Consider the following 25,147-nt stretch of genomic DNA (forward strand, 5'->3'; position numbering starts at 1 on the left):
TCACTCTCCGAGCGGTGCCGCGTCAGTCGCGGCCACTTGCAGCAACAATCCCTTGCGCGCCACCACGCGTACCGGTTGCCCGGTGTGCAGCGGCGTGGCGCTGAGCACTTGCCAGCGTTCACCTTGCAGTTGCACCCAACCATTGCGGGCATCGCCCGGTTGCACCGTGGTGATCGCGGTCACGCTGCCGAGCAGGCCGGCGTCGCCACTGACGGCGTGGCGCGGGCGGGTTTTCAGGGCGCGGATCAGCAGTCCGATCAACAGCAGGGCGCTGATCAGACCGAGGCCGATCATCATTGGCACTGGCAACTCGGCGTTGCTCAGAATCAGCGCACCGATGACGAACATGATGATGCCGCCCAGCCCGATCACTCCGTAATTGGGCAGCGCCGCTTCGGCGATCAGAAAGACGATGCCCAAGGTAATCAGCCACAAACCGGCCGGACTCATCGGCGGCAACGGGGTGTCGGCAGCCAGGGCTGAGCCGCTAATCAGCAGGAGCAAGGCAAACGCACAACATCGGCTGTTCACGTGACCCTCCGCGAGCGTCATGGGCTGGTTCTTTCAGTCTAGTTGAGGGTTGTCCTGTATGAATTTTGATCAATGTGCAGATATGTCCGGTGAGCGGATTTCCCTGCGCCAGACACCCGCCGAACTAGACTCAAAGACACGGCAACCACCGTTCAGCGCAACACCGAGGTGCATCATGCGTATGGCAAAAAAGGTGCAGAGCAGCCTGAACCGGGCGCACTGCGAATACGACATCGTCGCCCATCGACACTCGTCCAGCAGCCTGGAAACCGCACGGGTCGCCGGGGTGCCCGCCGAGCGCGTGGCCAAATCGATCATCCTCGACGACCACCACGGGCATTACCTGATGGCCGTGCTACCGGCCAGCCGTCACTTGGACCTGAGCAAGGTGCGCACCAGCGGCGAATGGCAACTGACCCGCGAAAGCAATCTGGCGCACATCTTCGACGACTGTGAGCGCGGCGCGGTGCCGCCGCTGGGTGACTCCTATGGCCTGGACATGGTCATCGACCCGTTGCTGACGCGGCAGAAGGATATTTATCTGGAGGCGGGCAACCACAACTACTTGCTGCACATGAGCATGCCGGAGTTTCTGAAAATGGTGCCGCATGCCGAGGTGCGGGAGTTGAGTGATTAGGTTTTGTGGCGCCGGCACTGAGGCCTTCGCGAGCCTGCTCGCGAATAATCTTCCAAACACCCCATTTTTGAAGGAACTCAGCAATGGAGCAACCAACCCATAGCCTCCCATCCCTGTTCAAACAACTCGGCCTGGACAACGACCCGACCAGCATCGACCAATTCATCACCACCCATTCCCCGCTCAAACCCGAACTGCATTTGGCTGATGCGTTTTTCTGGACGAAGAGCCAAGCGGAGTTTTTACGGGACGAGATTCTGGATGACGCCGACTGGGCGGAGGTGGTGGATCAGTTGGATGTGTTGTTGCGTAAGGGTAGAAGTGTGTAAAAAAAATTGCAGGAAAAGGCTGAAATGTAAAAAAAACATGCGCGATGTAAAAAAAACTGGGCTTTAATCGTCTCAGTGAATTTTTTATGTGGACGATGACGATGCCAACTGTTGGATATGCCCACCTGCGTGATGCGCTGAAGCTTAATGCATTTGCCCCCAAGCGCATTGCGATGATCAAACCGGTTACCCGGATTACCTTGATCGGTGAGTGTCTAGCGGTTCCAAACGGCGTCGCGCCGGCACAGGGTTCGACACTTGAGCACATCTTGTTTGCTCTGAAGCATGAGGGAATAAACCTGTGCATTCTTGCTCAGGCGCTTGAAACCGTTGAAGCGGACGAGTTGCTAGGTGAGTTGAGCCGATCACCTAACGGGGTATTTATCCGCAAGGCCTGTTTTCTTTGGGAAAGTTTCACGGGCAAACAGCTGGAATATTCCGTACCGGTTCGGGGCAACGTTGTCGCTTTGTTTGATCCCAAGCGTTATGTCACCGGGCCTGCAATTCGAAATAGTCGTTGGCGGGTAGATTTTAACGGGTTGGGGTCAATGCGTTACTGCGCCACAGTCGAGCGTACGACGGAGCTGCAGGCGCTGCTTGATCTGGACATCCTTGGTCGAGTCCAGGCTTTTATGGCGACGTTGCCGCCGGAAATGATGGATCGGGCAATCAATTGGGCCTATCTGCATGAGACCCGCGATTCTTTCGCCATTGAGAAAGAAGAGCCCAACGAAGAAAAGTCGCGCCGTTTTGTTCGGCTTCTCCGCCAAGCCCATGAGCGAACAGAGTTGAGCGAAGACTATTTGGTCGAGTTGCAGAACAGTACGGTTTCCAATCCTTTCGATAAAGCTGTGCTTTTCCGTCATGAACAGAACCATTTACACAACGGCTTGAGAGGCGCAGCTGGCGTCAGCTATGTCCCGCCTCCACCGCAATTGTGCAGGGAGTTGATGGACGAGTTGATGAGTTTTGCCAATCACTCAGCCAAGCAGGTTGATCCGTTGATAGCTGCAGCGGTTGTGGCTTTCGGGTTTGTCTTTCTTCACCCGTTCATGGATGGCAATGGTCGACTTTCACGTTTCCTGATTCACCAGACGCTTTGCCACTCTGGCGCTCTAAAAAATGGTTTGTTGTTACCGGTTTCCGTAGCGATGAAACACGAAGAGTCTGGCTATCTCGAAGCGTTAAAGGAGTTCTCGAAACCAGCAAGAGAGTTCTGGAATGTCACTTGGCTGGACGCTGATCAGATGGCTTTCGATTTTATTGGGCACGACTCAATCTATCGATTCTGGGACGGGACTCAATGTGCAGAATTTACCTTGCAGATGGCCTTGCGAGCATTGGAAGTGGAGCTGCGCGAGGAGACCGAGTTTCTTGAAAAATACGACTACGTCATCAAAGAGGTGAATGGGCGTTTTGACGTACGGGGGAGCGACCTCTCGAAACTGGTAATGATGTGTCTGGATAACGGTAACAAAGTTTCAAAGCATCGACGTAAGCAGTTCCAGTTCAGCGTGCCGGAGGAGGTTTTCGATTTCATTGAGCAGATAGCGGGTGATTTCGATTCGGTAGGCTAACCCTGAACAGGCAATTTGTTTCAAAACTTGACTGAAATTCCCCTCCAATGCGATATTGATAGTTAGCAAACTAACAGTGTGCATCTCCCCTTGCCGAACGATCTCGACGCTCTCCAGATGAACATCAGCAGTGCCATGGTGGTAGCCGCCAGGCATTGGCGGAAGATCTGCCAGACCACGCTGGTCAACTATGGAATCTCCGAAGCCTGCGCCGTGCCGCTGTTGATGATCGGCCGCTTGGGCGAGGGCGTGCGCCAGGTGCGAGTGGCGCAGGCGGCCGGGATGGAGAGTCCGTCGCTGGTGCGTCTGCTCGATCAGCTCTGCCATTCCGGCTACGTCTGCCGCACCGAAGATGCCCAGGATCGCCGGGCCAAATGCCTGAGCCTGACCGACACCGGGCGTGAACTGGTGCAGGCTGTCGAGATCGAACTGGTGCGCTTGCGTCATGAGGTGCTCGAAGGCATCGAGCAAAGCGATCTGGAAGCTACGCTTCGGGTACTCAGAGCTTTTGAGGCGGCCAGCCCGCCTTTGGTGGTCAATTCTTGAACGGTTTTTTCTCTGGCATCCCGCCGGCCCGTGACTGGTTTTATGGGGTGCGAACTTTTGCAGCGTCGATGATCGCGCTGTACATCGCCTTGCTCATGCAAATGCCGCGTCCATATTGGGCGATGGCCACGGTGTATATCGTTTCCAGCCCGTTTCTCGGGCCGACCAGTTCCAAGGCCTTATACCGCGCCATCGGGACTTTTCTCGGTGCCGCGGCGGCGGTTTTTTTCGTGCCGATGTTCGTGCAGAGCCCGTATGTGCTGGTGGTAGTCATCGCGCTGTGGACGGGCATTTTGTTGTTCCTGTCCCTGCAACTGCGCACGGCCAACAACTATGCATTGATGCTCGCCGGTTACACCCTGCCGCTGATTGCCTTGCCGGTGGTGGATAACCCGCTGGCGGTGTGGGACGTAGCAGAGGCGCGCACCGAAGAGATTTTCCTCGGCATCGCTGTCGCCGCCGTGGTTGGTGCGATGTTCTGGCCGCGTCGTCTGGCCCCGGTGTTCAACGATGCCGTGAGCAAGTGGTTCGCCGACGCAACGACCTATAGCCTGAAATTCCTCAGTCGCGACGTGCAGCCCGAAGAAGTCACTGCGCTGCGCATGGCCATGGTTGCCAACTTCAACAGCCTCGAATTGATGATCGGCCAGTTGCCCCACGAAGGCGCGCGACCGCAAACCGTGCGCAACACCAAGGAATTGCGCGGGCGCATGATTCATCTATTACCGGTGATCGATGCGCTGGAAGATTCGCTCTACGCCCTCGAACGGCGCACGCCGGAACTGGTGGAAAAGTTCGAACCGCTGCTGGCTGCAACCCGTGAATGGCTCGCTCATCAGGACGCCGATCTCGACCGCTGGCAAGCGCTGAAAGATCAGCTCGAAGCCCTGCAACCGAGTGCCGAAGCACTGCAAGACCGCAAACAACTGCTGTTCTCCAACTCGATTTATCGCCTCGGCGAATTCATCGATTTATGGCAGGACTGCCGCAGTCTGCAAGACGCGATTCTCTGCGAGCGCCAGGACAGCTGGCGCGCGGTCTACCGTCACTGGCGCCTCGGTCGTCTGACGCCGTTCATTGATCGTGGGCTGATGCTCTACTCGGCGGCCTCGACCGTTCTGGCGATCATTACCGCCTCGGTGCTGTGGATTCTGCTCGGCTGGCCGGACGGCGGCAGCGCGGTGATTCTCGCCGCGGTGGCCTGTAGCTTCTTCGCTTCGATGGACGACCCGGCACCGCAGATTTACCGGTTCTTTTTCTGGACCGGCATGTCGGTATTGTTCGCCAGCCTTTATCTGTTTTTGATTCTGCCCAACCTGCATGACTTCCCGATGCTGGTGCTGGCGTTTTCCATCCCGTTCATCTGCGTCGGCACCCTGACGGTGCAGCCGCGGTTCTTCCTCGGCATGCTGCTGACGCTGGTTAACACCTCCTCATTCATCAGTATTCAGGGGGCTTACGACGCGGACTTTTTTGCCTTCGTGAACTCCAACCTGGCGGGTCCGTTAGGGCTGTTGTTCGCGTTTATATGGACGCTGGTTGCACGCCCGTTCGGCGCCGAACTGGCGGCCAAACGCCTGACCCGCTTCAGCTGGAAAGACATCGTCGACATGACCGAACCGGCCAACCTTGCCGAACACCGCAAATTGGGCGTGCAGTTGCTCGATCGACTGATGCAGCACCTGCCGCGTCTGGCCCTCACCGGCCAGGACACCGGCATCGCCATGCGCGAAGTGCGGGTGGGCCTGAACCTGCTCGATTTGCTCGCCTACACCCCACGGGTGACCGGCGCGCCGAACGCGCTGTTGCAGCAAGTGGTCAGTGAAGTCGGCGAGTATTTCCGCGCCTGCCTCAAGGCTGGCGAACGCTTGCCGGCGCCAGCGCCGCTGTTGATGACCCTCGATCGCACTCGTCGCGCACTCAATGGCCACGGCGACGATGAAACCCGTCTGAACCTGCTGCACGCCTTGAGCGGTTTGCGTCTGGCGCTGTTGCCCGGCGTCGAATTCGTCGCCAGTGCCGACTCCGAAGAACCGCTGCCCGATGGAGCGCCCCTATGATCGGTGATCTGGACATCAGCGGCATTTTCCTGCCGACCCTGCTGGTGTTGATGGGCATCACTTATGTGCTGTTTTTGCTGGTGCATGCCGTGCTTACGCGTGTGCACTTTTACCGTCTGGTCTGGCACCGGGCATTGTTCAACGTGGCCCTCTACGCGGTACTGCTGTACGGCGTGGACTCACTCAGTCGATACCTGATGACATGAAAAAACCGTTTTTGACCATCGGTCGCGTGGTACTGACCCTGCTGATCGTGACTTTTGCCGTTGTCCTCGTCTGGCGCATGGTGATGTATTACATGTTTGCGCCGTGGACCCGTGACGGCCACATTCGCGCCGACATCATCCAGATCGCTCCGGACGTGTCCGGGTTGATCCAGCAGGTTGAGGTGAAAGACAACCAGTTGATCAAACGCGGCCAGGTGCTGTTCAGCATCGATCAGGACCGTTTCAAACTGGCTCTGCGTCAGGCCAAAGCGGCTGTCGCTGATCGCGAAGAAACCCTCGCTCAAGCCCAGCGCGAAGCCAAGCGTAACCGTGGCCTCGGCAACCTCGTGCCGGCCGAGCAACTGGAAGAAAGCCAGTCGAAGGTCGCCCGCGCGCAATCAGCGCTGGCCGAAGCCATGGTCACCGTGGACAGCGCCCAACTCAACCTCGACCGCTCGGTGATCCGCAGCCCGGTGGACGGCTACGTCAACGACCGTGCGCCGCGTCCGCAGGAGTTCGTCACGGCCGGGCGTCCGGTGTTGTCGGTGGTCGACAGCAATTCGTTTCACATCGACGGCTATTTCGAAGAGACCAAACTCGACGGCATTCATGTTGGCCAGTCGGTGGATATTCGTGTGATCGGCGACCGCGCCAAACTGCGCGGGCATGTTGAAAGCATCGTCGCCGGTATCGAAGACCGCGACCGTACCAGCGGCAGCAATCTGTTGCCGAACGTCAACCCGGCGTTCAGCTGGGTGCGGCTGGCGCAGCGGATTCCAGTGCGGATCGCCTTTGATGATGTGCCTGAAGATTTCCGCATGATTGCCGGGCGCACTGCCACCGTTTCGATCATCGAAGACTCAAAGGTCGACGATAAAAAGCAGGAGCCCGCGCAATGAGCAGGGCGCTGATGATCGCCGGGTTGGGCGTGATGCTCTCGGCCTGTCAGATGGTCGGGCCGGACTATCAGGTGCCTGAGGATGCAGCGGTTCAGCGCAAGGATTTTCAGGGCGAACTGGCGGTTGCCGGAAAACCGGTCGTCTCGGCGCCGGTGCCAGCGGATTGGTGGCGTCTTTATAAGGATGCGCGGCTGGATCAACTGGTACAGCAGGCCATGGCCTCCAACACCGATTTGCGCGTCGCGGCGGCGAACCTGCAACGGGCTCGAGCTCAGGTCGATGAGGCCGAAGCAGCGGGCGGCTGGAGCGCAGGTGTGAAGATGGGCGCGCAGCGTTTGCAAGAGTCTGGTCAGGCATTCTTGCTGCCGGAAAAAGTCCCGGTCGATAACGTCGGCGACATCGGCATCAGCGCTTCTTATCAGTTCGATCTGTGGGGCACTTTGCAACGCGGCATCGAAGGCGCAAAGGCCAATGCCGATGCGACCCAAGCCGCAGCGGATACGGCGCGTATCACCTTGGTGGCGGACGTGGTTCGCGCTTACACCCAAGTCTGCGCGGCCAACGAAGAACGGGAAATTGCCCAGCACTCCCTCGACCTGCAATCGCAAAGCACCACGCTGATTCAGCGTTTGCGTGACGCCGGACGTGGCGACGAAACCCAGGTCACCCGTTCGCAAACCCAATTCAAATCCCTGCGCGCCGACCTGCCGCGCTATGAAGCGGCGCGTCAGGCCGGGCTGTTCCGTCTGTCGATGCTGCTGGCAAAACCGGTCGATCAATTGCCGGCCGGTACCGCCACCTGCGCAGAACTGCCGAAAATCGCTCAACTGGTGCCAGTCGGCGATGGCGCTGCGCTGCTCAAACGTCGCCCGGACATTCGCCAGGCCGAACGTCGTCTGGCCGCTTCGACCGCCGGGATCGGCGTCGCCACGGGCGAGTTGTATCCGGACATCAGTATCGGCGCGACCATCGGCACTGTTGGTCTCATCGATGACTTGGGTGATCCGTCGACCAACCGCTGGGGCTTTGGCCCGTCGCTGAGCTGGAAGGTGCCGACCAACGGCGCCCGCGCTCGAATCCGCGAGGCAGAAGCGGCGACCCAAGGCGCACTGGCGCACTTCGATGGCGTGGTGCTCAACGCCATTCGTGAAACCCAGACCGGTCTGGCCCAGTACAGCGCGCTGCTGCAACGCCGCGATGCGCTGGCCGATGCCGAGCAGTCGGCGAAACTGGCCGCGGACCAAACCCACCGCTTCTTCCAGGCCGGCCGCGAGTCGTTCCTCGCCGACCTGCAAGCAACGCGCACCTACACCGATGTCACCGCGCAACTGGCCGCCGCCAACACCCAGGTTGCGATGAGCCAGATCGATTTGTTCCTCGCCTTGGGCGGCGGCTGGGAAAGCGGACGAACGCACGCTGCAAGCCCCAGCAAACCCTGAGGCCGTTGCTATGCTTTGAAGTGTTGGAGGGGCGCCCCGAGCAAGGCGCCCTTTCAGCGCACATTGCTAGCGCTGGTCTAGGGGAAACCAATAATGAAAAACCCTTACGCTCTCGGCTTCTGGTGCGCCATCGCAGCGCTGGTGCTGCTCTCGGCGACCTATTTCTACGGCATCATGCTGGCCCACCAGATCGACAAGGCCATGGTTTTCCTCGACAGCGCCGTCGCGCTGATTGCGGTCATGGCCATCGTCGTGGTCGCCTGGGCGTCGGTTCAGGTGCAACGCGTGAAGAAGCGGCAGCTTGAACAGGGCAAGACCCTGGTGCTGATCTGGGACATCAAAGTCGCCCTGCGCCGGGTCGAAACCGTGTTCGACCGGTATTTCTGGGGCAGTTACTGGCAGCCGGGGCGCACCTTCGCCGAAGTCATGGGCGAACTCACCGGCACGCCGCTGGAAAAAAGTCTCGAAGCGCTGAAAAAGCAGTGCCTGGAACTCGACAAGCAGATCGATGACGAGGGCTGGCACTGGCTCAACAATGCCCGCGAATTGTCCGATGTCGCTACAGCCATGGCCCGCGAGCGTTATCAACTGGATTTCTGCGACCCGCGCGCCGAGGGGCCGGGCGGGGCGGTGATCGATCGGGACTTTGAAGTGCTGGTGTACACCTGGACCGCGCGGCTCAAAAGCTTTGATCATCAGTTGGATGAGATCGAGGTTCAGTATTCCTGATTTTTGCCTGAATCATCTGGCCCCTTCGCGAGCAGGCTCGCTCCCACAGGTACAGTATTGTCCTTGTGGGAGCGAGCCTGCTCGCGAAGGCGGACTGAAAAACACCGAAACTCTTCCAACCTGTCGACTGTCCATTCCCCCCATAGACACTCTTTAACCTTTAAACATTGGGCCAGCTCACGCGCCCGGTGCTAATCTCCACCGCTGAATTCAGCGCAGTCGAGCCGCGACCCGGTCACGGGTTCAGGGAAGACGACCACACTCACAGCCACGGAAATCGATCAGGTCATTCATGAATAAATCAGCAGGCGTGCTCTTCGGAATTGTTGTTGCCATCGGCGCGATCAGCGCGGGCGGGGCCTGGTACACCGGGACCAAAATCGAAGGCGTGTTGAACAACGCCGTCAGCAACGCCAACAAAGAGCTGCAAACCGCGATGGCCGGCTCCAACGGCACCGCATCGCTGGAGCTGGTGTCGCTGGATCGCCACACCTTCACCAGCACCGCGCACTATCGCCTCAAGGGTGAAGGCGAGATGTTCGGTGATGCGCCGGTCGAACTGCTGTTCGTCGACCACATCGAACACGGTCCGCTGCCGTTCTCGCGTCTGGTTTCGCTGAAATGGCTGCCGGTCATGGCCACCAGCAACTACGAACTGGAAAAGAATCCGGCTACCGAGAAGTGGTTCGCCGCCACCAAGGGCGCCGCGCCGCTCAAAGGCGTGACCAGCATCGGCTACGACGAGTCCACCACCAGCACTCTCGACCTGCTGCCGTTCGAAACTGCGCTGGATGAGCAATCGAGTCTGAAATTTTCCGGCCTGACCATGAGCATCTCCGCTAACGCCAAAGCGCAGAAGGTCAAGGCAGACGGCTACATGGATAACCTGAAACTGGTTACTGTGGCTGAAGACCAGGCGCCGGTGCAGGTCGAGCTCAACGGTCTGACCCTGGCCAGCAACCTCGCCAAGAGCAGCTACGGCTACTACACCGGGGAAAACACTCTGGAGCTGACCAACAGCAAAACCACCTTCGGCACCAAGCAATCGGTGCTCGGTGTGAAGAACTTCGAAATGAAGAACCTCACCGAAGAAAACGGCAGCAATGCCTCTGGCCGTGCCGATTACAAGGTTGGCGAAGTCAGCCTCAACGACAAGAAAATCGGCTCGGCCAATATGGCCATGAGCCTGAAAAACCTCGACATCCCGTCGACCATGTCTCTGATGCATATCTACCAGACTAAATTGCAGCCGTATGAAAAAGCCGCGGCCGAGGCTGCAGCCCAAGGCTTGCCAGCGCCGGAGCTGAACCTCACCGAAGCTGAAAACGCCCAGGTCAAAGCCGACCTGCAGAAATTGCTGGCCGCCGGCCCACAGATTGCGCTGGAGAACCTGTCGTTCAACACCGCCAACGGCGAGAGCAAGGCCAATCTGGTGATCGACCTGACCAAGCCGCAATCGATGGATTTGCCGCCGGATCAACTGGGCAAACAACTGATTGCATTGCTGGATCTGAATATCCAGGTGTCCAAGCCGATGCTGGTCGATCTGCTCAGTGTGCAGGCGCAACTCGACGGCCAGACCGATGCCAAAGCCATCGTCGATCAGTCCAAGGAAGCGGCCGACATGTTTGCGGGCATGGCGGTCGGTTCGCAGTTGGCCGTCGTCGACGGCACCAATGTCGTGACCAAGCTGCATTACGCCGCCAATCAGGTCGAATTCAACGGCCAGAAGATGACCGTCGAGCAGTTCGTCGGCTTCCTGATGAGCAAGTTCGCAGGCGTCACGCAAGTGCAGTAATTCTGCGTTCTTAATAGCAGCGCCCGGCCTCTGTATCGCACAGACGCCGGGCGTTTTGCTGTCTGGCGTTCGGGTTTTTGACTGAACCGCCAGCACGATTCTGAACAATTATTGTGTTCTGGATATTGCTCTGCGCTTGCGTGCAAAACTGCCTGACTAAGCTTGGCCGTTGCATGTGCATTGGCGGCCACCGTTACGAATGGGCAAGGAGGGCATTGCGACCCGGCTGGCCATGTAAGGATGCTGACGAATGCCGCGTATTGATGTTCCCGTATTACATCGTGGTTTACGCCCTTTGTTTCGAGTCGCGCTGTGCAGCCAGTTGCTCTGGCCGGCACTGGCGTTTGCCGACACACCCTACGATCAAATGGTGCGCGACGCCCGTGCCGGGCAAACCACGCCTGCGCTAACGGTTTTGCGGCAGGTGCCACCCGGCCAATCGACCACCGGGCAGATCAGCGATCACCTGCAAATTGCCAGTTGGGCCGGACTCGACGCCGAAGTGGTGCAAGTCTATGAAACCCAGGGCCGCGACCGTGTGCTGCCGGTGCAGGCGCTGACCGCCACCGCCCGCGCCTATCGCAATCTCAAACGTTGGGATCAAGCCACGCAGGTCTACAACAAGGCTTTGGCGCTGGAGCCGGACAACGCCGACCTGCAACTGGGCCTGGCCCTGACTCAGGCTGACGCCGGTAAACCCGACGAAGCGGTGATCCGCGCCAAAGCGCTGGTCGCGGCCAAGCCCGATGATCCGTCGCGCCGTCTCGCCTTGGGCTATGCCCTGACCCGTGACAACAAACCTTACGATGCCCTGTTCGAATACGATCAGGCCTTCAAGCGCGCCGGCAGCAAGCCGGAAGTCGCTCGCGAATACGTGGTTGCCCTGCAAAAGGCGCGTTTGCCGGAACCGGCGCTGCGTCTGGCCAATCAGCGTCCGGGGTTGATCGATCCGGTCACGTTGCGTCGCCTCGAAGGTGATCTGGCCGCCGAGCGCGTGCGCCTCGCCGAACTCGCCACCCGCAGCGAAAAAGAACGCTACGTCATCGCCGACCGAGCGCTGGTCGATTACGACAAACTGCTCGCCACCTGGACACCGGATGCCACGGCGCACGACGACGTGATTCGCTGGCGCATCGATCGCATGGGCGCGCTCAAGGCCCGGGCGCGCACCGCCGACGTCATCACTGAATACCAAAAGCTGCAAGCCGAAGGCGTGAAGATTCCGACCTACGCACTGCGTTGGGTAGCGGCGTCGTATCTGGATCAACGCCAGCCGGAAATCGCCACGGACTTGTATCGCCAAGTGCTTGCGGCGCCGGATGCCGATGTCGGCGACCGACTCGTAGACACCACAGCGCTGTACTACTCGCTGCTGGAAAGCGACCGCGCTGATGAGGCGCGCAAAGTCGCCGAGGACGCCGCCAAGTCCCAGCGTCCGCGTGTCGAACTCAAGGGCTTGCCGATCGGCAACCCCAATGATGAATGGATGGACGCCCAGCAACTGGCGGCGCAGGCCGGCACTTACAGCGCTGACTTGCCCCACGGTGGGGAGCGCTTGCAGACGCTGGTCGATCAGGCGCCGGGTAACGTCGGTTTGCGTCTGGCTCAGGCCGATTTATACCTGGCCCGTAACTGGCCGCGCCGCGCAGAAATGCAGCTCAAGGAAACCGAGAGCATGGTGCCACGCGCCATGGGCCTGGAAATTGGCCAGGCCCACACCGCGATGGAATTACAGGAATGGCGGCAAATGGATGCGCTGACCGACGACGTCGTCGCCCGTTATCCGGATAACCGCCAGGTACAGCGTCTGGCCCGTGAGCGCGAAGTGCACGACATGTCCGAGCTGCGCGTCGAAGCCTACGGCGGCAAGGCCAACGGTGGTGGCAGCGGTGATGCCGGTGCTGTCAGCGGCAGCCGCGATTTCGGTATCCAGACCACCCTGTACAGCCCGCCCATCAATGAAGACTGGCGCGTGTTCGCCGGGGTCGGTTATGCCACCGGCGACTTCGCCGAAGGCACCGGTCACCACCGCTTTCAGCGTGTTGGCCTGGAACGCCGCACTCGTGACATGACCCTTGAAGCCGAAGTGTCCAATCACGATTACGGTTTCGGCGACAAACAGGGCGCGCGGCTGGCGATCGCCCGCGACATCAACGACCATTGGCAGTACGGCGGCAGCCTCGAATACCTCTCGGCTGAGACACCATTGCGCGCGCTCAACAGCGACATCAAGGCCAACGGCGGCAGCGGTTTCATCCGCTGGCGCGCCAACGAAAGCCGCGAATGGCGCCTGTCGGTGAGCCCGTCGCACTTCAGCGACGGTAACAACCGAGTCGAAGCCTTGCTCACCGGCCGTGAGGGCGTCTACAGCGCGCCGAACGTGCAGGTCGACGCCGGTCTGGAGGTCGGCACCAGCCACAACTCCAAGTCTGATGATGTGCCGTACTTCAACCCCAAATCCGACTTCAGCGTGATGCCGCTGGTCAACGTCAATCACGTGCTCTACCACCGCTACGAAACCTCCTGGAGCCAACAATTCCAAGCCGGAGCAGGCACGTACAGCCAGCGTGAGCACGGCACCGGCGGCATGGCCCTGCTCGGTTACGGCCAACGTTACGCCTGGAACGACGTGTTCGAAGTGGGCGGTTTGTTCAGTGTGATCAACCGGCCTTACGACGGTGATCGGGAGACCGATCTGCGTCTGCTCGTCGACCTCACTTTCCGCTTCTAGAAGAGTTTGAAGATGCCTTTGATTTCGCGTTTCATCCTTCTGCTGGGAGCGCTGCTGGTCAGCGCCTGCGCCCAGCAAGCTCCGGCCTTTGCGCCGCCATCCGAGCGTCCGCTGGCGGCCAGCGAAAAACCGTGGCCGAAAAATCACGTGCTCGGCATTGCCTATCACGACGTTGAAGACCGCGATCCCGATCAGGCCGTGGTGGCGGTGCGCACCGAGCGCATGATCGAGCAGCTCGCGTGGTTGCGCGAGAACGGCTACAAACCGGTCACCGTCGACCAGATCATGGCCGCGCGCAAGGGCGGCCCGGAGCTGCCGGCGAAAGCGATCCTGCTCAGCTTCGACGACGGCTATTCGAGCTTTTACACCCGCGTACTGCCGGTGCTGCGCGCCTATAACTGGCACGCGCTGCTGGCACCGGTCGGCAGCTGGATCGACACGCCGCTCAATCAACCGGTGGATTTTGCCGGTGCGCCGCGTGCGCGTTCCGACTTCCTGACCTGGGATCAGATTCGCGAAATCTCGCAATCCGGTCTGGTGGAAATTGCCGCGCACACCGACGCCAACCACAAAGGGATCCTGGCCAACCCGCAGGGCAACCTGCAGCCTGCTGCCGCGACCCGGCGCTATGATCCGCTGACCAAACGTTATGAGTCCGAGGCCGAATTCCAAGCACGGATTCGCACCGACGTGAACAACATCTCGGAAAAAATCCGCAAGGTCACCGGCAAGAAACCACGCGTCTGGGTCTGGCCGTATGGCGCGGCGGACGGCACATCGCTGACGGTGGTTGGCGAGGAGGGCTACGAAATGGCCCTGACCCTCGAAGACGGTCTCGACGCCCTCGACAACCTGATGAGCAGCCCGCGCTTTCTCGTTGCTTCGGATCCTGACGGCGAGCGTTTCGCCAACAGTATCGTCGACGTGCAGTCGGATTTCGTCATGCGCGTTGTGCATGTTGATCTGGACAACGTTTACGACCCGGATCCGGCGCAGCAGGACATCAACCTCGGAAAACTGGTGCAGCGCATCGCTGACTTGGGCGCCAACACGGTGTTCCTGCAAGCCTTCGCCGATCCCAAGGGCGATGGCCTGGTGCATTCGCTGTACTTCCCCAACCGTCACTTGCCGGTGCGTGCGGATATTTTTAACCGCGTCGCCTGGCAACTACGTACCCGCGCTAACGTGAAGGTCTTCGCGTGGATGCCGGTGCTGAGTTTTGGTCTCGACTCGAAACTGCCGCGCGTGACCCGTTGGGACCCGAAAACCGGCATCACCTCGGTGGATCCGGATCAGTACCAACGCTTGTCGCCGTTCGATCCTGAAGTGCGACGGATCATCGGTGAAATCTACGAAGACGTGGCGCGCCTGACCTCGGTCAACGGCATTCTTTACCACGACGACGCCGTACTGTCGGATTTCGAAGATGCCGGCCCTGAAGCCCTGAAAGCCTACGCTGCCCACGGCTTGCCGGGTTCGATTGCAGCATTGCGCGACGATCCGGCAGCGATGCAGCGCTGGACGCGCTTCAAGAGCCAATACCTCATTGACTTCACCAACGAGCTGACCGTCAAAGTCCGTGCGATCCGCGGCCCGCAGGTGCTGACCGCACGCAATATTTTCGCCGAGCCAATGCTCAATCCCGAGAGCGAAGCATGGTACGCACAGAACCTCGATGACTTCTTGCAGACCTACGACTGGACCGCGCCGATGGCCATGCCGCTGATGGAAAAACAGACCCAGGCAGAGTCCGGCCCGTGGCTGGAAGCGTTGGTGGCTACAGTCAGGAAACGCCCCGGCGCGCTGGATCGTACGGTGTTCGAATTGCAGGCACGCGACTGGACGAAAAAGGATCAGGCCGACATCGACGGCGCACATCTGGCGGACTGGATGGGCCGCCTCAAGCGTCAGGGCGCGACCAGTTTCGGTTACTACCCGGACAACTTCCTCGACAACCTGCCGGACCTGAAAACCGTAAGGCCTGCACTCTCCAACAAATGGAATCCATAACATGCTGGATAGACTGTTAGCCCTGCTTGTTCTGGCGCTCGTCCTCGGCGTGCCGCTGGGGCTGATCTTCCTGGTCACCGGGCAGTTCCTGATGGACTTCGTGTTCTTCTACCCGCTGTTCATGTCCGGGTTGTGGATTGCCGGCGGCCTGTATTTCTGGCTGCACTGGGAGCGCCACTGGCCATGGCAGGACGACACCCTGCCGCCGCCACTGGAAGGCGAGCCGCTGATCTCGATCCTGATTCCTTGCTACAACGAAGGTGACAACGCTGCCGACACCATCCATGCGGCGCTGGCCCAGCATTATCCGAACATCGAAGTTATCGCGATCAACGACGGCTCGAAGGACAACACCGCCGAAGTGCTCGATGCGCTGGCCAAGGAAGATCCACGTTTGCGCGTGCTGCATCTGGCGGAAAACCAGGGCAAGGCTGTCGCGCTGCGTATGGGGGCGATCGCTGCGCGTAGTGAGTATCTGGTGTGCATCGATGGTGATGCGTTGCTGGCGCCGAACACCGCGGCGTATCTGGTCGCGCCGATGCTGGATAACGCACGCCTTGGCGCGGTGACCGGTAACCCGCGGATCCGAACGCGCTCGACGCTGGTCGGGCGGGTGCAGGTCGGTGAGTTCTCATCGATCATCGGCTTGATCAAGCGCACGCAACGGGTATTCGGGCGGATTTTTACCGTCTCCGGGGTGATCGTCGCGTTCCGCCGTACCGCGTTGAACCGCGTCGGTTACTGGAGCCCGGACATGATCACCGAAGACATCGATATCAGCTGGAAGCTGCAACTGGATCACTGGAGCATCTTCTACGAGCCACGCGCGCTGTGCTGGATCCTCATGCCGGAAACCCTCGGCGGTCTGTGGAAGCAACGACTGCGCTGGGCGCAGGGCGGCGCCGAAGTGCTGTTCAAGAATATTCGTGGCATCTGGCAGTACCGCCATCGTTACCTGTGGCCGCTGCTCTTCGAATACTGCCTGTCGACCGGTTGGGCGTTCACCTTCCTGCTGTCGGTAATCTTCTGGGGCGTGGGCAAATTTGTGGTCATGCCGGAGGCGATCGCGGTGGATCACCTGATGCCGCCGGCATTTACCGGGTTGCTGCTGGCCTTCGTCTGCCTGGTGCAGTTCGCGGTAAGCATCGTCATCGATCGGCGCTATGAGCCGGGATTGGGCCGCACGATGTTCTGGGTGGTCTGGTATCCGTTGGTGTTCTGGCTAATCAGCCTGCTGACCACGTTGGTCAGCTTCCCCAAAGTGCTGTTCGGTCAACATCAGAAACGTGCGCGTTGGGTCAGTCCTGATCGGGGCATCAAACCGATCGGCGACGACGAAGAGGAGGTCATCAAATGAAAATCATCCGGACTCGCCAGCGGCCCTTTCTGGTAGTGATCGATGTGATCCTCACCGTGGTGGCCTGGGTTGGCCTGCTGTTTCTGCTGATCCGTGGCTTATGGCCGCTGATCGAAACTCACGCGGGCGGGCCGCTGCTCGATAAATCGGCGTTCGACGCGCTGGGCACCCTGCAGATTTATCTGTGGATTGCCTTGGTCAACGCGGTGATTCTGATTTCCTGGGCGCGCTATCAGCAGCGCAAAAGCCGCAGCTTCGCCCAGCGCCGCTTGCCATCGCCGGTGATTGACGATGAAGGGCTGAGCAAGAGTTTCAAACTCTGCGATGACCGCTTTCAGAAGTTGCGCACGCCAGGGGTGATGACCATTCATAACGATCAGGAGGGTGACATCAGCCATGTGGTGACACATTTCTGGCCGGTTCAGCCGCAGGAACTGCCACCGCCGCTGGCACCACTGGAGCATCCGCGGGTGATCTTTCTGCATGCTGAAGATGACGACAATCGCGAACCCCTTCCCCGTTAACTAATCGTTCCCACGCTCCGCGTGGGAATGCCTCTAGGGACGCTCTGCGTCCAGTGACGCGGAGCGTCACGGGCTGCATTCCCACGCAGAGCGTGGGAACGATCAAGCGTAATCGCGGACCAGTGTCCAAGCCTCTTCCATTGCCAGCGGTTGCTTCATTCGCTCGGCCAGCAGCGCCATCGCCCGTTCCTTCTCGCAAGCGACTGCAGCGACCAGAATGCCGTTTCTGCCGAACAGACCAATAAATGGCGGATGTTCAGGCTCGCCGAGAAACTCCACTTCATCCCAGTGCTCAGCATGGCCGAGGTAGTCGTAATTCTTGCCGAAGTGCCAGGTCCAGAAAAACGGCACGTCGAGGTAATGCTCCTCGCCACCCAGCATATTGGCAGCCGCGATTCGCGCATGCTGCTGGGCCAGGCGCCAGTGTTCGATGCGTTGCGGCTGGCCGTGAAGCGGGAAAGTAGCGATGTCGCCGATCGCCCACAGGCCGTCCGTAACGCGCATACCGTCATCGACGCGCAATGACTGATCTTTTTCCCTCGGCAGTGACGCGAAGGCCTCGGTGGCCGGGTGCACACCGATCCCGGCCAGTACCAGATCCGCCGAAAGACGCAGGCCATTGTCCAGCAATACGGCCTCGACTTTGCCATCGCCGATGATCTCGGTGGCAGCGTGTTCGGTGATGAACTTCACCCCGTTCTGTTCGTGCAGCGCGCGGATCGCCTTGCCCACGGCTTCACCGAATTGCGCAGCGAAGGGAATCGCGTGGCGAGCCAGTACCGTGACGTCGAGGCCATATTGGCGTAGGGCCGATGCGCATTCGAGGGCGATGAAGCTGTCGCCGATGATCACCGCGCGTTGCTCCGGTCTGGCTGAGCTCATGATCTGCTCTGCCTGAGTTTTTGAGCGCAAAACGAACACCTGAGGCAGGTCGGCGCCGGGTAACTTCAGCGAGTTGGGCTCACCGCCAGTGGCCAGCACCGCGGCGTCATAACTCAGCGTCTGGCCGTCGATAAGGTGCAAGGTTTTGTTCGGCGCGTCGATTGCGCTAATTTCGCCTCGTTGACGTTCAATGCGCTGCTCTTTATAGAAGTCATCTTCACGCAGCGGCGGTGTTTCTTGCGGGGTCATCTCCCCGGCTAGGACAAATTTGCTCAACACGGTACGGTCGTAACCGGCATCCGCCTCGCGATCGATCATCACAATCCGCCCACCGAAACCCTTTTCCCGCAACGCCGCCGCGCACGCTGTACCTGCCGCGCCGGCACCGACAATCACGAAAGTGCGCGAATCGTCCGCCGGCGGCGTATGCGGGTCGGGCAACGGCTGATCATCGACCCAAACCTCGTCGCCACGCAGTTCCAGCGTATAGCGCTTGAGGCTGTCGAGCGCCGGGGGCTCGCACAGTGCGCCGTCCTCCGCGCGAAACGCAGCTTTATGCCACGGGCAGATCAGGCGTCCGTGACACAACGCACCATCAGCCAACGGCGCGCCGGCATGTGGGCATTCGCCCTGAAAGGCACGTAACTGGCCGTTGGTGCGCAACAGCACAATCTTGCATTCGCCGATTTCAACCTGCAGGCCACGGTCTTCAGGGACATCGGCGAATCGGGCGACACGGTGCAGGGGCATGATCGGCTTCCTCGCGGGCATTTCTCTTGTGAGTTTGCGCGGTAGTGCGAGGTTCAGCCATTTGCCACTGCCACGGCACGAACGGTACAGCTATAGTTTGCAAGCCGACGACGGCCCCACTGCACAAGGTGCTCCCGGAATGACCCGATTGACCTCTCTCAACCCCTGGCTGGCGGCCCTCGCCGTCACCCTTTGCGTGCAGTTTCCGGCGCAGGCCCAGGAGCGTTTCACCCTGAGCATCCCGGGTGTTTCCGATAACCGCCTGTTCACCTCGGCAGCGGCCAGCGATGCGCCCGGTTGCGGTGGCAAGAACCAGTCGCCGGCCCTGAGCTGGAACGCCGGGCCTGCCGGCACCCAGAGTTACGCGATCGTCATGCACGACCCGGACGGCCAGAAAGGCCTGGGTGTCGATCACTGGATTCATTACGGCATCAAGTCCACTACACGGCAGATTGCAGCTGGCGTCGGTGCCAAGTCCGCGTTCGAAGGTGTCGGTGGCACCAACAGCAAGGGCAACACCCATTACATGGGGCCGTGCCCGCCAGTGGGCGACAGTGCGCACCATTACATCATCCAGATCTACGCACTGGATCTGGCGCCGGACGCCTTGCCCGCTGGTCTGACCCGCGCCGAGCTGATGGAAAAAATCAAAGGCCATGTGCTGCGCAACAGCAGTGCGGTGCGCCGTTATCACCGCTGAAAATATTTTTAGCGGCGTTTAACCCGAACTGAAAGGGCTGCCCGTCTCAGGGGATGAATGATCAAATTCATCCCGAGGTCAGCCCCCATGTCTCATTCTCTCTTGCGTCCTGTTGCGGTTGGTGTGCTGCTGGCGCTCGCCGGTTGCGGTGCTTCGTCCACACCCGATTCCGCTGCTGTGCCAGCGCTGGCGCAGCCTGAGGTGCTGGTTCAACAGGAAGCCGTGATGGCTGACAGCTCAATGGCCAAACGCGCGCTGTACAGGATGCCCAATGCGGGCAGCGCGCCGATGCCGTTGAGTGAAAGTTATCCACAGAGCTATCGCGACGAGCAGCGCGAGCAGTATCAGACGTTGGCCGATAACCCGATCCACAGCGTCGCCGAGACACCGGTTTCGACTTTCAGTGCCGACGTCGATACGGGCGCTTATGCCAACGTCCGCCGCTTGCTCAATCAGGGCCGACTGCCGCCGGAAGGCGCGGTGAGGCTGGAGGAACTGGTCAATTACTTCCCCTACGACTACGCGCTGCCCAGTGATGGCTCGCCCTTCGGCGTGACCACCGAACTGGCCGCTTCACCGTGGAACCCGCACACGCGCTTGCTGCGCATCGGCATCAAGGCCTCCGACCGCGCCGTGGCGGAACTGGCCCCGGCCAATCTGGTATTTCTGGTCGACGTGTCCGGCTCGATGGATCGCCGCGAAGGCCTGCCGATGGTCAAAAGCACGCTGAAATTGCTGGTCGATCAGTTGCGCGATCAGGATCGCGTTTCGTTGGTGGTGTATGCCGGCGAATCGAGAGTGGTGCTGGAGCCGACTTCTGGACGTGAAAAAGCGAAAATTCGTACAGCCATTGAGCAATTGACTGCGGGCGGTTCGACCGCCGGCGCTTCAGGCATCGAATTGGCCTACCAAATGGCACAGCAAGCCTTCATCCCCAAAGGCATCAACCGCATCCTCCTGGCCACTGATGGTGACTTCAATGTCGGCGTCAGTGACTTCGACAGCCTCAAACAAATGGCTGTGGATAAACGCACAACCGGGATTTCGCTGACGACCCTGGGTTTCGGTGTGGATAACTACAATGAACACTTGATGGAACAACTGGCCGACGCTGGCGATGGTAACTACGCCTATATCGACAACCTGCGCGAGGCACGCAAAGTATTGGTGGATCAGTTGAGTTCGACCCTCGCCGTGGTGGCGCAAAACGTCAAACTGCAGGTGGAATTCAACCCGGCGCAGGTCAGCGAATATCGCCTGCTCGGCTACGAGAACCGTGCGTTGAAGCGTGAGGATTTCAGCAATGACAAAGTCGATGCCGGCGAAATCGGCGCAGGACACACGGTGACCGCGCTGTACGAAATTGTTCCGGCGGGCGAGCAGGGCTGGCTGGAGCCGCTGCGTTACGGCAAATCCGACGCTGTTGTTTCGGCAAAGAGCGGAGAATTAGCAATGCTGCGTGTGCGTTATCAGCGTGCCGAAGGTGGGAAAAGTCTGCTGATCGAACGGCCCATCGCCAATCAGGTTGCAACCGCCAGCGAAGATCTGCGTTTTGCCGCCGCCGTGGCCGCGTTCTCCCAGCAGCTCAAAGACGGCCGTTATACCGGCGACTTCAGCTTGAAGGACACCGAGGCATTGGCCCGTGGCGCTCGCGGCGATGATCGCTTCGGTCTGCGCAACGAGTTCGTGCAACTGGTCGAACTGGCGCAGAGCTTGCGCAGCTCAACCGCATCGAACGCGTTGGCCACTGAACAACGGATCAAATAAGTGAGTCGTCTGAAAGGCTTCATCAGTCAGCTGTTTGCCTCGGCAGACAGCTCAACCGCCAGCAGCGATGAATCGTTGCTGGCGCGTTATCGCCAGGGCGACAGCGCGGCGTTCGAGACCTTGTACGCGCGCCATCGTCAGGGTTTGTACCGGTTTCTGCTCGGATTGAGCGGCAAACCGGAACTGGCCGACGAGGTGTTTCAGGAAACCTGGTTGAGCCTGATCCGCAGCAGCAGTCAGCCACAAGGGCTGGCGACATTTCGGACGTGGTTGTTCCAGATTGCCCGTAATCGCCTGATCGACCACTGGCGCAAACACGGCGCCCGGCAACCGTTGCACGACAGCTACGACGAGCAACATCACGCGGTCAGCGATGAAACCAACGATCCCGAACAACTGCTCAGCCTCAGTCGCGACAGCCAGCGCCTGGAAAGCGCCCTGCAAACCCTGCCCGCCGACCAGCGCGAGGTGTTCTTGCTGCGTGCCCACGGCGACCTCGACCTGGCACAAATCGCCAGCCTCACCGAAACACCGCTGGAAACCGTCAAAAGCCGCTTGCGCTATGCCCAGCAAAAACTGCGTCGGCTGCTGGCCGAGGAGGTACTGACATGACTGACGCCCGCCAGACACCGGAAGATTCGGTGATTAAACATGTTCGCGAACAGCACAACGCTGAACCGCCAGCGCATCTGGATGCGTTCATCCTCAACGCTGCGCAGCGTCAAACCCCTGCGCCGAAACCAAGCCTGTGGCAACGCTGGCTGGATGCTTGCCGTAAACCACGCTGGCAGGTTGCATTCGCCAGCCTCGTCGGCGTGGCATTGATGTTGTCACTGGTACAGCGCGCTCCTGAGCCGCTGCGTCATTACGACTACGCCCCAGCCCCCAAACTTGCCGTACCGATGACCGATACGAACTCAGCGCAACTGCACCGATTGTCCGCTCCGGCCGGCGCCATGCCGGCACCTGCGCCGATGATGGAAATGGCCGCACCGATGCAGGATCAAGCCATCAGCGCCGATGAAGCCAAATTCAGCAAACGCGCCGCCGCCCCGGCCAACGGCCTCGACGCACAACTGCGCGAAGTCCTGCGCCTACGCGAATCCGGCCAATCGCAAGCCGCCGACAGCCTGTTCAACAACCTGCACAAACGCTACCCGAACGCCGATCTCGACGCCCAACTCGAACAGTTGCAGAAAAAATGACCGCCTGAACCCCCAGCCATTTGGCATTGCCCCGCAAAAACGCGCACTATCGGGCTATTGCCAATGCGCTGGAGGACAACGTGGCAGCAAAAATTGACCGCATCGCCCAACTGCTCAACTGCCCGGAGAAGGGCGAAGAGATGCGGCGAGCGATTACCGAGACGCGTAAGGAATTTCTGCTGAATCAGCCGGAAGAAGATGTCGTTGATGAAGACGACGTTTTCGAAGAGGAGGTTGAGGAGGAAGAAGACGACGATGATTACGACGAGTTCGACTGGACGACGGAGTGACGTCGTTCAGGTGCCTTTGCATCGTCCACAAAAAAGCCCCGGACCATGACAGTCCGGGGCTTTCTCGTTAAATCAATGGTGCACCAGGCGGGATTCGAACCCACGACCCCTGCCTTCGGAGGGCAGTACTCTATCCAGCTGAGCTACTGGTGCAGCGGGCGACATCATACCTAGGTCGACTCGGGGCGTCCATGCCGGGTTTTGGCGGGTATTGTCAGTGCGCATGTCCGCGCAAATCGCGGTATTCCATAAAGCGGTAACGTCCTGCAAAACCCTCGCTTGGCGCTTTCGTGGGACTGTTCTATGGTTTTGCTGCGGCTGAGGCTTTAGGCTCGTTGATCTGAAAAATTCCACAAACGCGGCGTTTTTGTTCTTTTTTTCGAACGACCTATTGTCCTTTAACCCCTTTGATCCTACGATCCGTTTGAGATTTCAAACGCTCGTTGACCGGGCGTTGAAGCGCCGGTGTTTCGAATCGTGCACTGTCGATGCGCCACACCCGGTCACTGATTTCCCTGACGGCAGCCTTGCGAGGCGCCTTTCTACAATCATAATTTGCTCCGCGCAGGCCGCGGTGCTGTTAAGGAAAGCCGACATGCAGCTTAAAGACACCCTGTTGTTCCGCCAGCAAGCCTTCATTGATGGCGCTTGGGTCGATGCGGACAACGGTCAGACGATCAAGGTCAACAACCCGGCCACCGGCGAAATCCTCGGTACCGTGCCAAAAATGGGCGCTGCCGAAACCCGCCGTGCCATCGAAGCCGCAGACAAAGCGCTGCCGGCCTGGCGTGCCCTGACCGCCAAAGAGCGTGCCGGCAAGCTGCGTCGCTGGTTCGAGCTGATGATCGAGAACCAGGACGACCTCGCGCGTCTGATGACCCTCGAGCAGGGCAAGCCGCTGGCCGAAGCCAAGGGCGAAATCGTTTACGCCGCGTCGTTCATCGAGTGGTTTGCCGAAGAAGCCAAGCGCATCTACGGTGACGTGATTCCGGGCCACCAGCCAGACAAGCGCCTGATCGTGATCAAGCAGCCAATCGGCGTGACCGCGGCGATTACCCCGTGGAACTTCCCGGCGGCGATGATCACCCGCAAGGCCGGTCCAGCACTGGCTGCCGGTTGCACCATGGTGCTCAAGCCAGCTTCGCAAACTCCGTTTTCCGCTTTCGCGTTGGCCGAACTGGCCCAGCGCGCGGGCATTCCTGCGGGCGTGTTCAGCGTGGTCTCCGGCAGCGCCGGCGACATCGGCAGCGAGCTGACCAGCAACCCGATCGTGCGCAAACTGTCCTTCACCGGTTCGACCGAAATCGGTCGTCAACTGATGTCGGAATGCGCCAAGGACATCAAGAAAGTCTCGCTGGAACTGGGCGGCAACGCGCCGTTCATCGTGTTCGACGACGCGGACCTGGATAAGGCCGTTGAAGGCGCGATCATTTCCAAATACCGCAACAACGGCCAGACCTGCGTCTGCGCCAACCGTCTGTACATTCAGGATTCGGTCTACGACGCATTCGCCGAGAAGCTGAAAGTGGCTGTGGCGAAACTGAAGATCGGCAACGGTCTGGAAGACGGCACCACCACTGGCCCGCTGATCGACGAAAAAGCCGTGGCAAAGGTGCAAGAACACATCGCTGACGCTGTAGCCAAAGGCGCCACCGTGCTGGCTGGCGGCAAGGCGATGGAAGGCAACTTCTTCGAGCCGACCATCCTCACCAACGTGCCGAAAAATGCCGCCGTGGCCAAGGAAGAAACCTTCGGTCCACTGGCGCCGCTGTTCCGTTTCAAAGACGAAGCCGAAGTGATCGCGATGTCCAACGACACCGAGTTCGGCCTGGCCTCCTACTTCTACGCTCGCGACCTCGGTCGTGTGTTCCGTGTCGCGGAAGCGCTGGAATACGGCATGGTTGGCGTCAACACTGGGCTGATCTCCAACGAAGTCGCGCCATTTGGTGGCATCAAGGCCTCGGGCCTGGGCCGTGAAGGCTCCAAGTACGGCATCGAAGATTACCTGGAAATCAAATACCTCTGCCTGGGCATCTAAGCTCGGACAAGGATTGCTGCAAACGCAAAGGGCACGAGAGCGCTGTCCCTTTGCGTGGTTTCAAACCGGAATTTTCTCTGCGGCCAGGAACGCCGTGGCAGTCGATCATCGCATGCTGCCACCGTCGATTTCTCCCGCTTAA

Annotated in this window: 22 protein-coding genes and 1 tRNA gene; 20 read left to right on the forward strand and 3 right to left on the reverse strand. The window is 59.8% G+C overall.

Going from position 1 to position 25,147, the window contains the following annotated elements; genetic code table 11:
* A complete protein-coding gene (locus CKW26_RS00070; protein WP_095047032.1) occupies positions 1-552 on the reverse strand; it encodes an NfeD family protein in 552 nt (183 codons plus the stop codon).
* A 154-nt stretch (positions 553-706) separates the two neighbouring features.
* Between CKW26_RS00070 and CKW26_RS00075 the strand changes: the two genes are divergently transcribed.
* The 14 genes from CKW26_RS00075 to pgaD all read left to right on the forward strand — a co-directional run bounded on the left by CKW26_RS00075 (position 707) and on the right by pgaD (position 17,373).
* On the forward strand, positions 707-1,168 hold the full coding sequence (locus CKW26_RS00075; protein WP_095047033.1) for an aminoacyl-tRNA deacylase: 462 nt from the start codon (positions 707-709) through the stop codon (positions 1,166-1,168).
* An 83-nt stretch (positions 1,169-1,251) separates the two neighbouring features.
* Positions 1,252-1,497, forward strand: coding sequence for a DUF2789 domain-containing protein (locus tag CKW26_RS00080; protein ID WP_095047034.1), 246 nt, complete (start codon positions 1,252-1,254; stop codon positions 1,495-1,497).
* Between the two features lie 86 nt (positions 1,498-1,583).
* On the forward strand, positions 1,584-3,074 hold the full coding sequence (locus CKW26_RS00085) for a Fic family protein (protein WP_095047035.1): 1,491 nt from the start codon (positions 1,584-1,586) through the stop codon (positions 3,072-3,074).
* Between the two features lie 117 nt (positions 3,075-3,191).
* Positions 3,192-3,620 carry a MarR family winged helix-turn-helix transcriptional regulator gene (locus CKW26_RS00090; RefSeq protein WP_093440308.1) on the forward strand — a complete coding sequence of 143 codons (429 nt, stop codon included), beginning with the start codon at positions 3,192-3,194 and terminating at the stop codon, positions 3,618-3,620.
* Positions 3,617-5,680 carry an FUSC family protein gene (locus CKW26_RS00095; RefSeq protein ID WP_095047036.1) on the forward strand — a complete coding sequence of 688 codons (2,064 nt, stop codon included), beginning with the start codon at positions 3,617-3,619 and terminating at the stop codon, positions 5,678-5,680. Before CKW26_RS00090 ends, CKW26_RS00095 begins: the two co-directional genes overlap by 4 nt.
* The gene (locus CKW26_RS00100) at positions 5,677-5,886 is read left to right on the forward strand and encodes a DUF1656 domain-containing protein (protein WP_007917703.1); all 210 of its coding nucleotides are present in this window, start codon (positions 5,677-5,679) and stop codon (positions 5,884-5,886) included. The genes CKW26_RS00095 and CKW26_RS00100 overlap by 4 nt, the downstream gene beginning before the upstream one ends.
* Complete coding sequence (locus CKW26_RS00105) at positions 5,883-6,785, forward strand: HlyD family secretion protein (protein ID WP_064389057.1); 903 nt, start codon at positions 5,883-5,885, stop codon at positions 6,783-6,785. Before CKW26_RS00100 ends, CKW26_RS00105 begins: the two co-directional genes overlap by 4 nt.
* The gene (locus CKW26_RS00110; protein WP_095047037.1) at positions 6,782-8,224 is read left to right on the forward strand and encodes an efflux transporter outer membrane subunit; all 1,443 of its coding nucleotides are present in this window, start codon (positions 6,782-6,784) and stop codon (positions 8,222-8,224) included. Before CKW26_RS00105 ends, CKW26_RS00110 begins: the two co-directional genes overlap by 4 nt.
* Before the next feature lie 93 nt (positions 8,225-8,317).
* Positions 8,318-8,953, forward strand: a complete 636-nt coding sequence (locus CKW26_RS00115) for an NADH:ubiquinone oxidoreductase subunit N (protein WP_095047038.1) — start codon at positions 8,318-8,320, stop codon at positions 8,951-8,953.
* Between the two features lie 292 nt (positions 8,954-9,245).
* Complete coding sequence (locus tag CKW26_RS00120; RefSeq protein ID WP_095047039.1) at positions 9,246-10,751, forward strand: YdgA family protein; 1,506 nt, start codon at positions 9,246-9,248, stop codon at positions 10,749-10,751.
* Positions 10,752-11,001: 250 nt separating this feature from the next.
* A complete protein-coding gene (pgaA, locus tag CKW26_RS00125; protein WP_095047040.1) occupies positions 11,002-13,482 on the forward strand; it encodes a poly-beta-1,6 N-acetyl-D-glucosamine export porin PgaA in 2,481 nt (826 codons plus the stop codon).
* Between the two features lie 12 nt (positions 13,483-13,494).
* Positions 13,495-15,492, forward strand: a complete 1,998-nt coding sequence (gene pgaB / locus CKW26_RS00130; protein WP_095047041.1) for a poly-beta-1,6-N-acetyl-D-glucosamine N-deacetylase PgaB — start codon at positions 13,495-13,497, stop codon at positions 15,490-15,492.
* Position 15,493: 1 nt separating this feature from the next.
* The gene (pgaC, locus tag CKW26_RS00135) at positions 15,494-16,849 is read left to right on the forward strand and encodes a poly-beta-1,6-N-acetyl-D-glucosamine synthase (RefSeq protein WP_095047042.1); all 1,356 of its coding nucleotides are present in this window, start codon (positions 15,494-15,496) and stop codon (positions 16,847-16,849) included.
* Positions 16,846-17,373 carry a poly-beta-1,6-N-acetyl-D-glucosamine biosynthesis protein PgaD gene (pgaD, locus tag CKW26_RS00140; RefSeq protein WP_095047043.1) on the forward strand — a complete coding sequence of 176 codons (528 nt, stop codon included), beginning with the start codon at positions 16,846-16,848 and terminating at the stop codon, positions 17,371-17,373. Before pgaC ends, pgaD begins: the two co-directional genes overlap by 4 nt.
* A 102-nt stretch (positions 17,374-17,475) precedes the next feature.
* Here pgaD and CKW26_RS00145 read toward each other — a convergent pair whose 3' ends face one another.
* Entirely contained in the window at positions 17,476-19,005 is a 1,530-nt protein-coding gene (locus CKW26_RS00145) for an FAD-dependent oxidoreductase (RefSeq protein WP_095047044.1), read from the reverse strand.
* Between the two features lie 139 nt (positions 19,006-19,144).
* Between CKW26_RS00145 and CKW26_RS00150 the strand changes: the two genes are divergently transcribed.
* The 5 genes from CKW26_RS00150 to CKW26_RS00170 all read left to right on the forward strand — a co-directional run bounded on the left by CKW26_RS00150 (position 19,145) and on the right by CKW26_RS00170 (position 22,967).
* Positions 19,145-19,705: a YbhB/YbcL family Raf kinase inhibitor-like protein gene (locus tag CKW26_RS00150; RefSeq protein ID WP_095047045.1), complete on the forward strand. Its 561-nt coding sequence runs from the start codon at positions 19,145-19,147 to the stop codon at positions 19,703-19,705.
* Between the two features lie 87 nt (positions 19,706-19,792).
* On the forward strand, positions 19,793-21,472 hold the full coding sequence (locus CKW26_RS00155) for a VWA domain-containing protein (RefSeq protein WP_095047046.1): 1,680 nt from the start codon (positions 19,793-19,795) through the stop codon (positions 21,470-21,472).
* Positions 21,473-21,502: 30 nt separating this feature from the next.
* Positions 21,503-22,084, forward strand: coding sequence for an RNA polymerase sigma factor (locus CKW26_RS00160; protein ID WP_176471279.1), 582 nt, complete (start codon positions 21,503-21,505; stop codon positions 22,082-22,084).
* Complete coding sequence (locus CKW26_RS00165; protein ID WP_095047048.1) at positions 22,081-22,677, forward strand: hypothetical protein; 597 nt, start codon at positions 22,081-22,083, stop codon at positions 22,675-22,677. Before CKW26_RS00160 ends, CKW26_RS00165 begins: the two co-directional genes overlap by 4 nt.
* A 20-nt stretch (positions 22,678-22,697) precedes the next feature.
* Positions 22,698-22,967 (forward strand): hypothetical protein, encoded by a 270-nt coding sequence (locus CKW26_RS00170; protein WP_245398013.1) that lies wholly within the window; start codon positions 22,698-22,700, stop codon positions 22,965-22,967.
* Positions 22,968-23,043: 76 nt separating this feature from the next.
* Here the strand turns inward: CKW26_RS00170 and CKW26_RS00175 are convergent.
* Positions 23,044-23,120, reverse strand: a tRNA-Arg gene (locus CKW26_RS00175).
* Positions 23,121-23,562: 442 nt separating this feature from the next.
* Between CKW26_RS00175 and gabD the strand changes: the two genes are divergently transcribed.
* A complete protein-coding gene (gabD, locus tag CKW26_RS00180; protein WP_007917688.1) occupies positions 23,563-25,005 on the forward strand; it encodes an NADP-dependent succinate-semialdehyde dehydrogenase in 1,443 nt (480 codons plus the stop codon).
* Positions 25,006-25,147: the final 142 nt, after the last annotated feature.

The organism is Pseudomonas sp. Irchel s3h9 (assembly GCF_900187475.1).
Taxonomy (GTDB): domain Bacteria; phylum Pseudomonadota; class Gammaproteobacteria; order Pseudomonadales; family Pseudomonadaceae; genus Aquipseudomonas; species Aquipseudomonas neuropathica.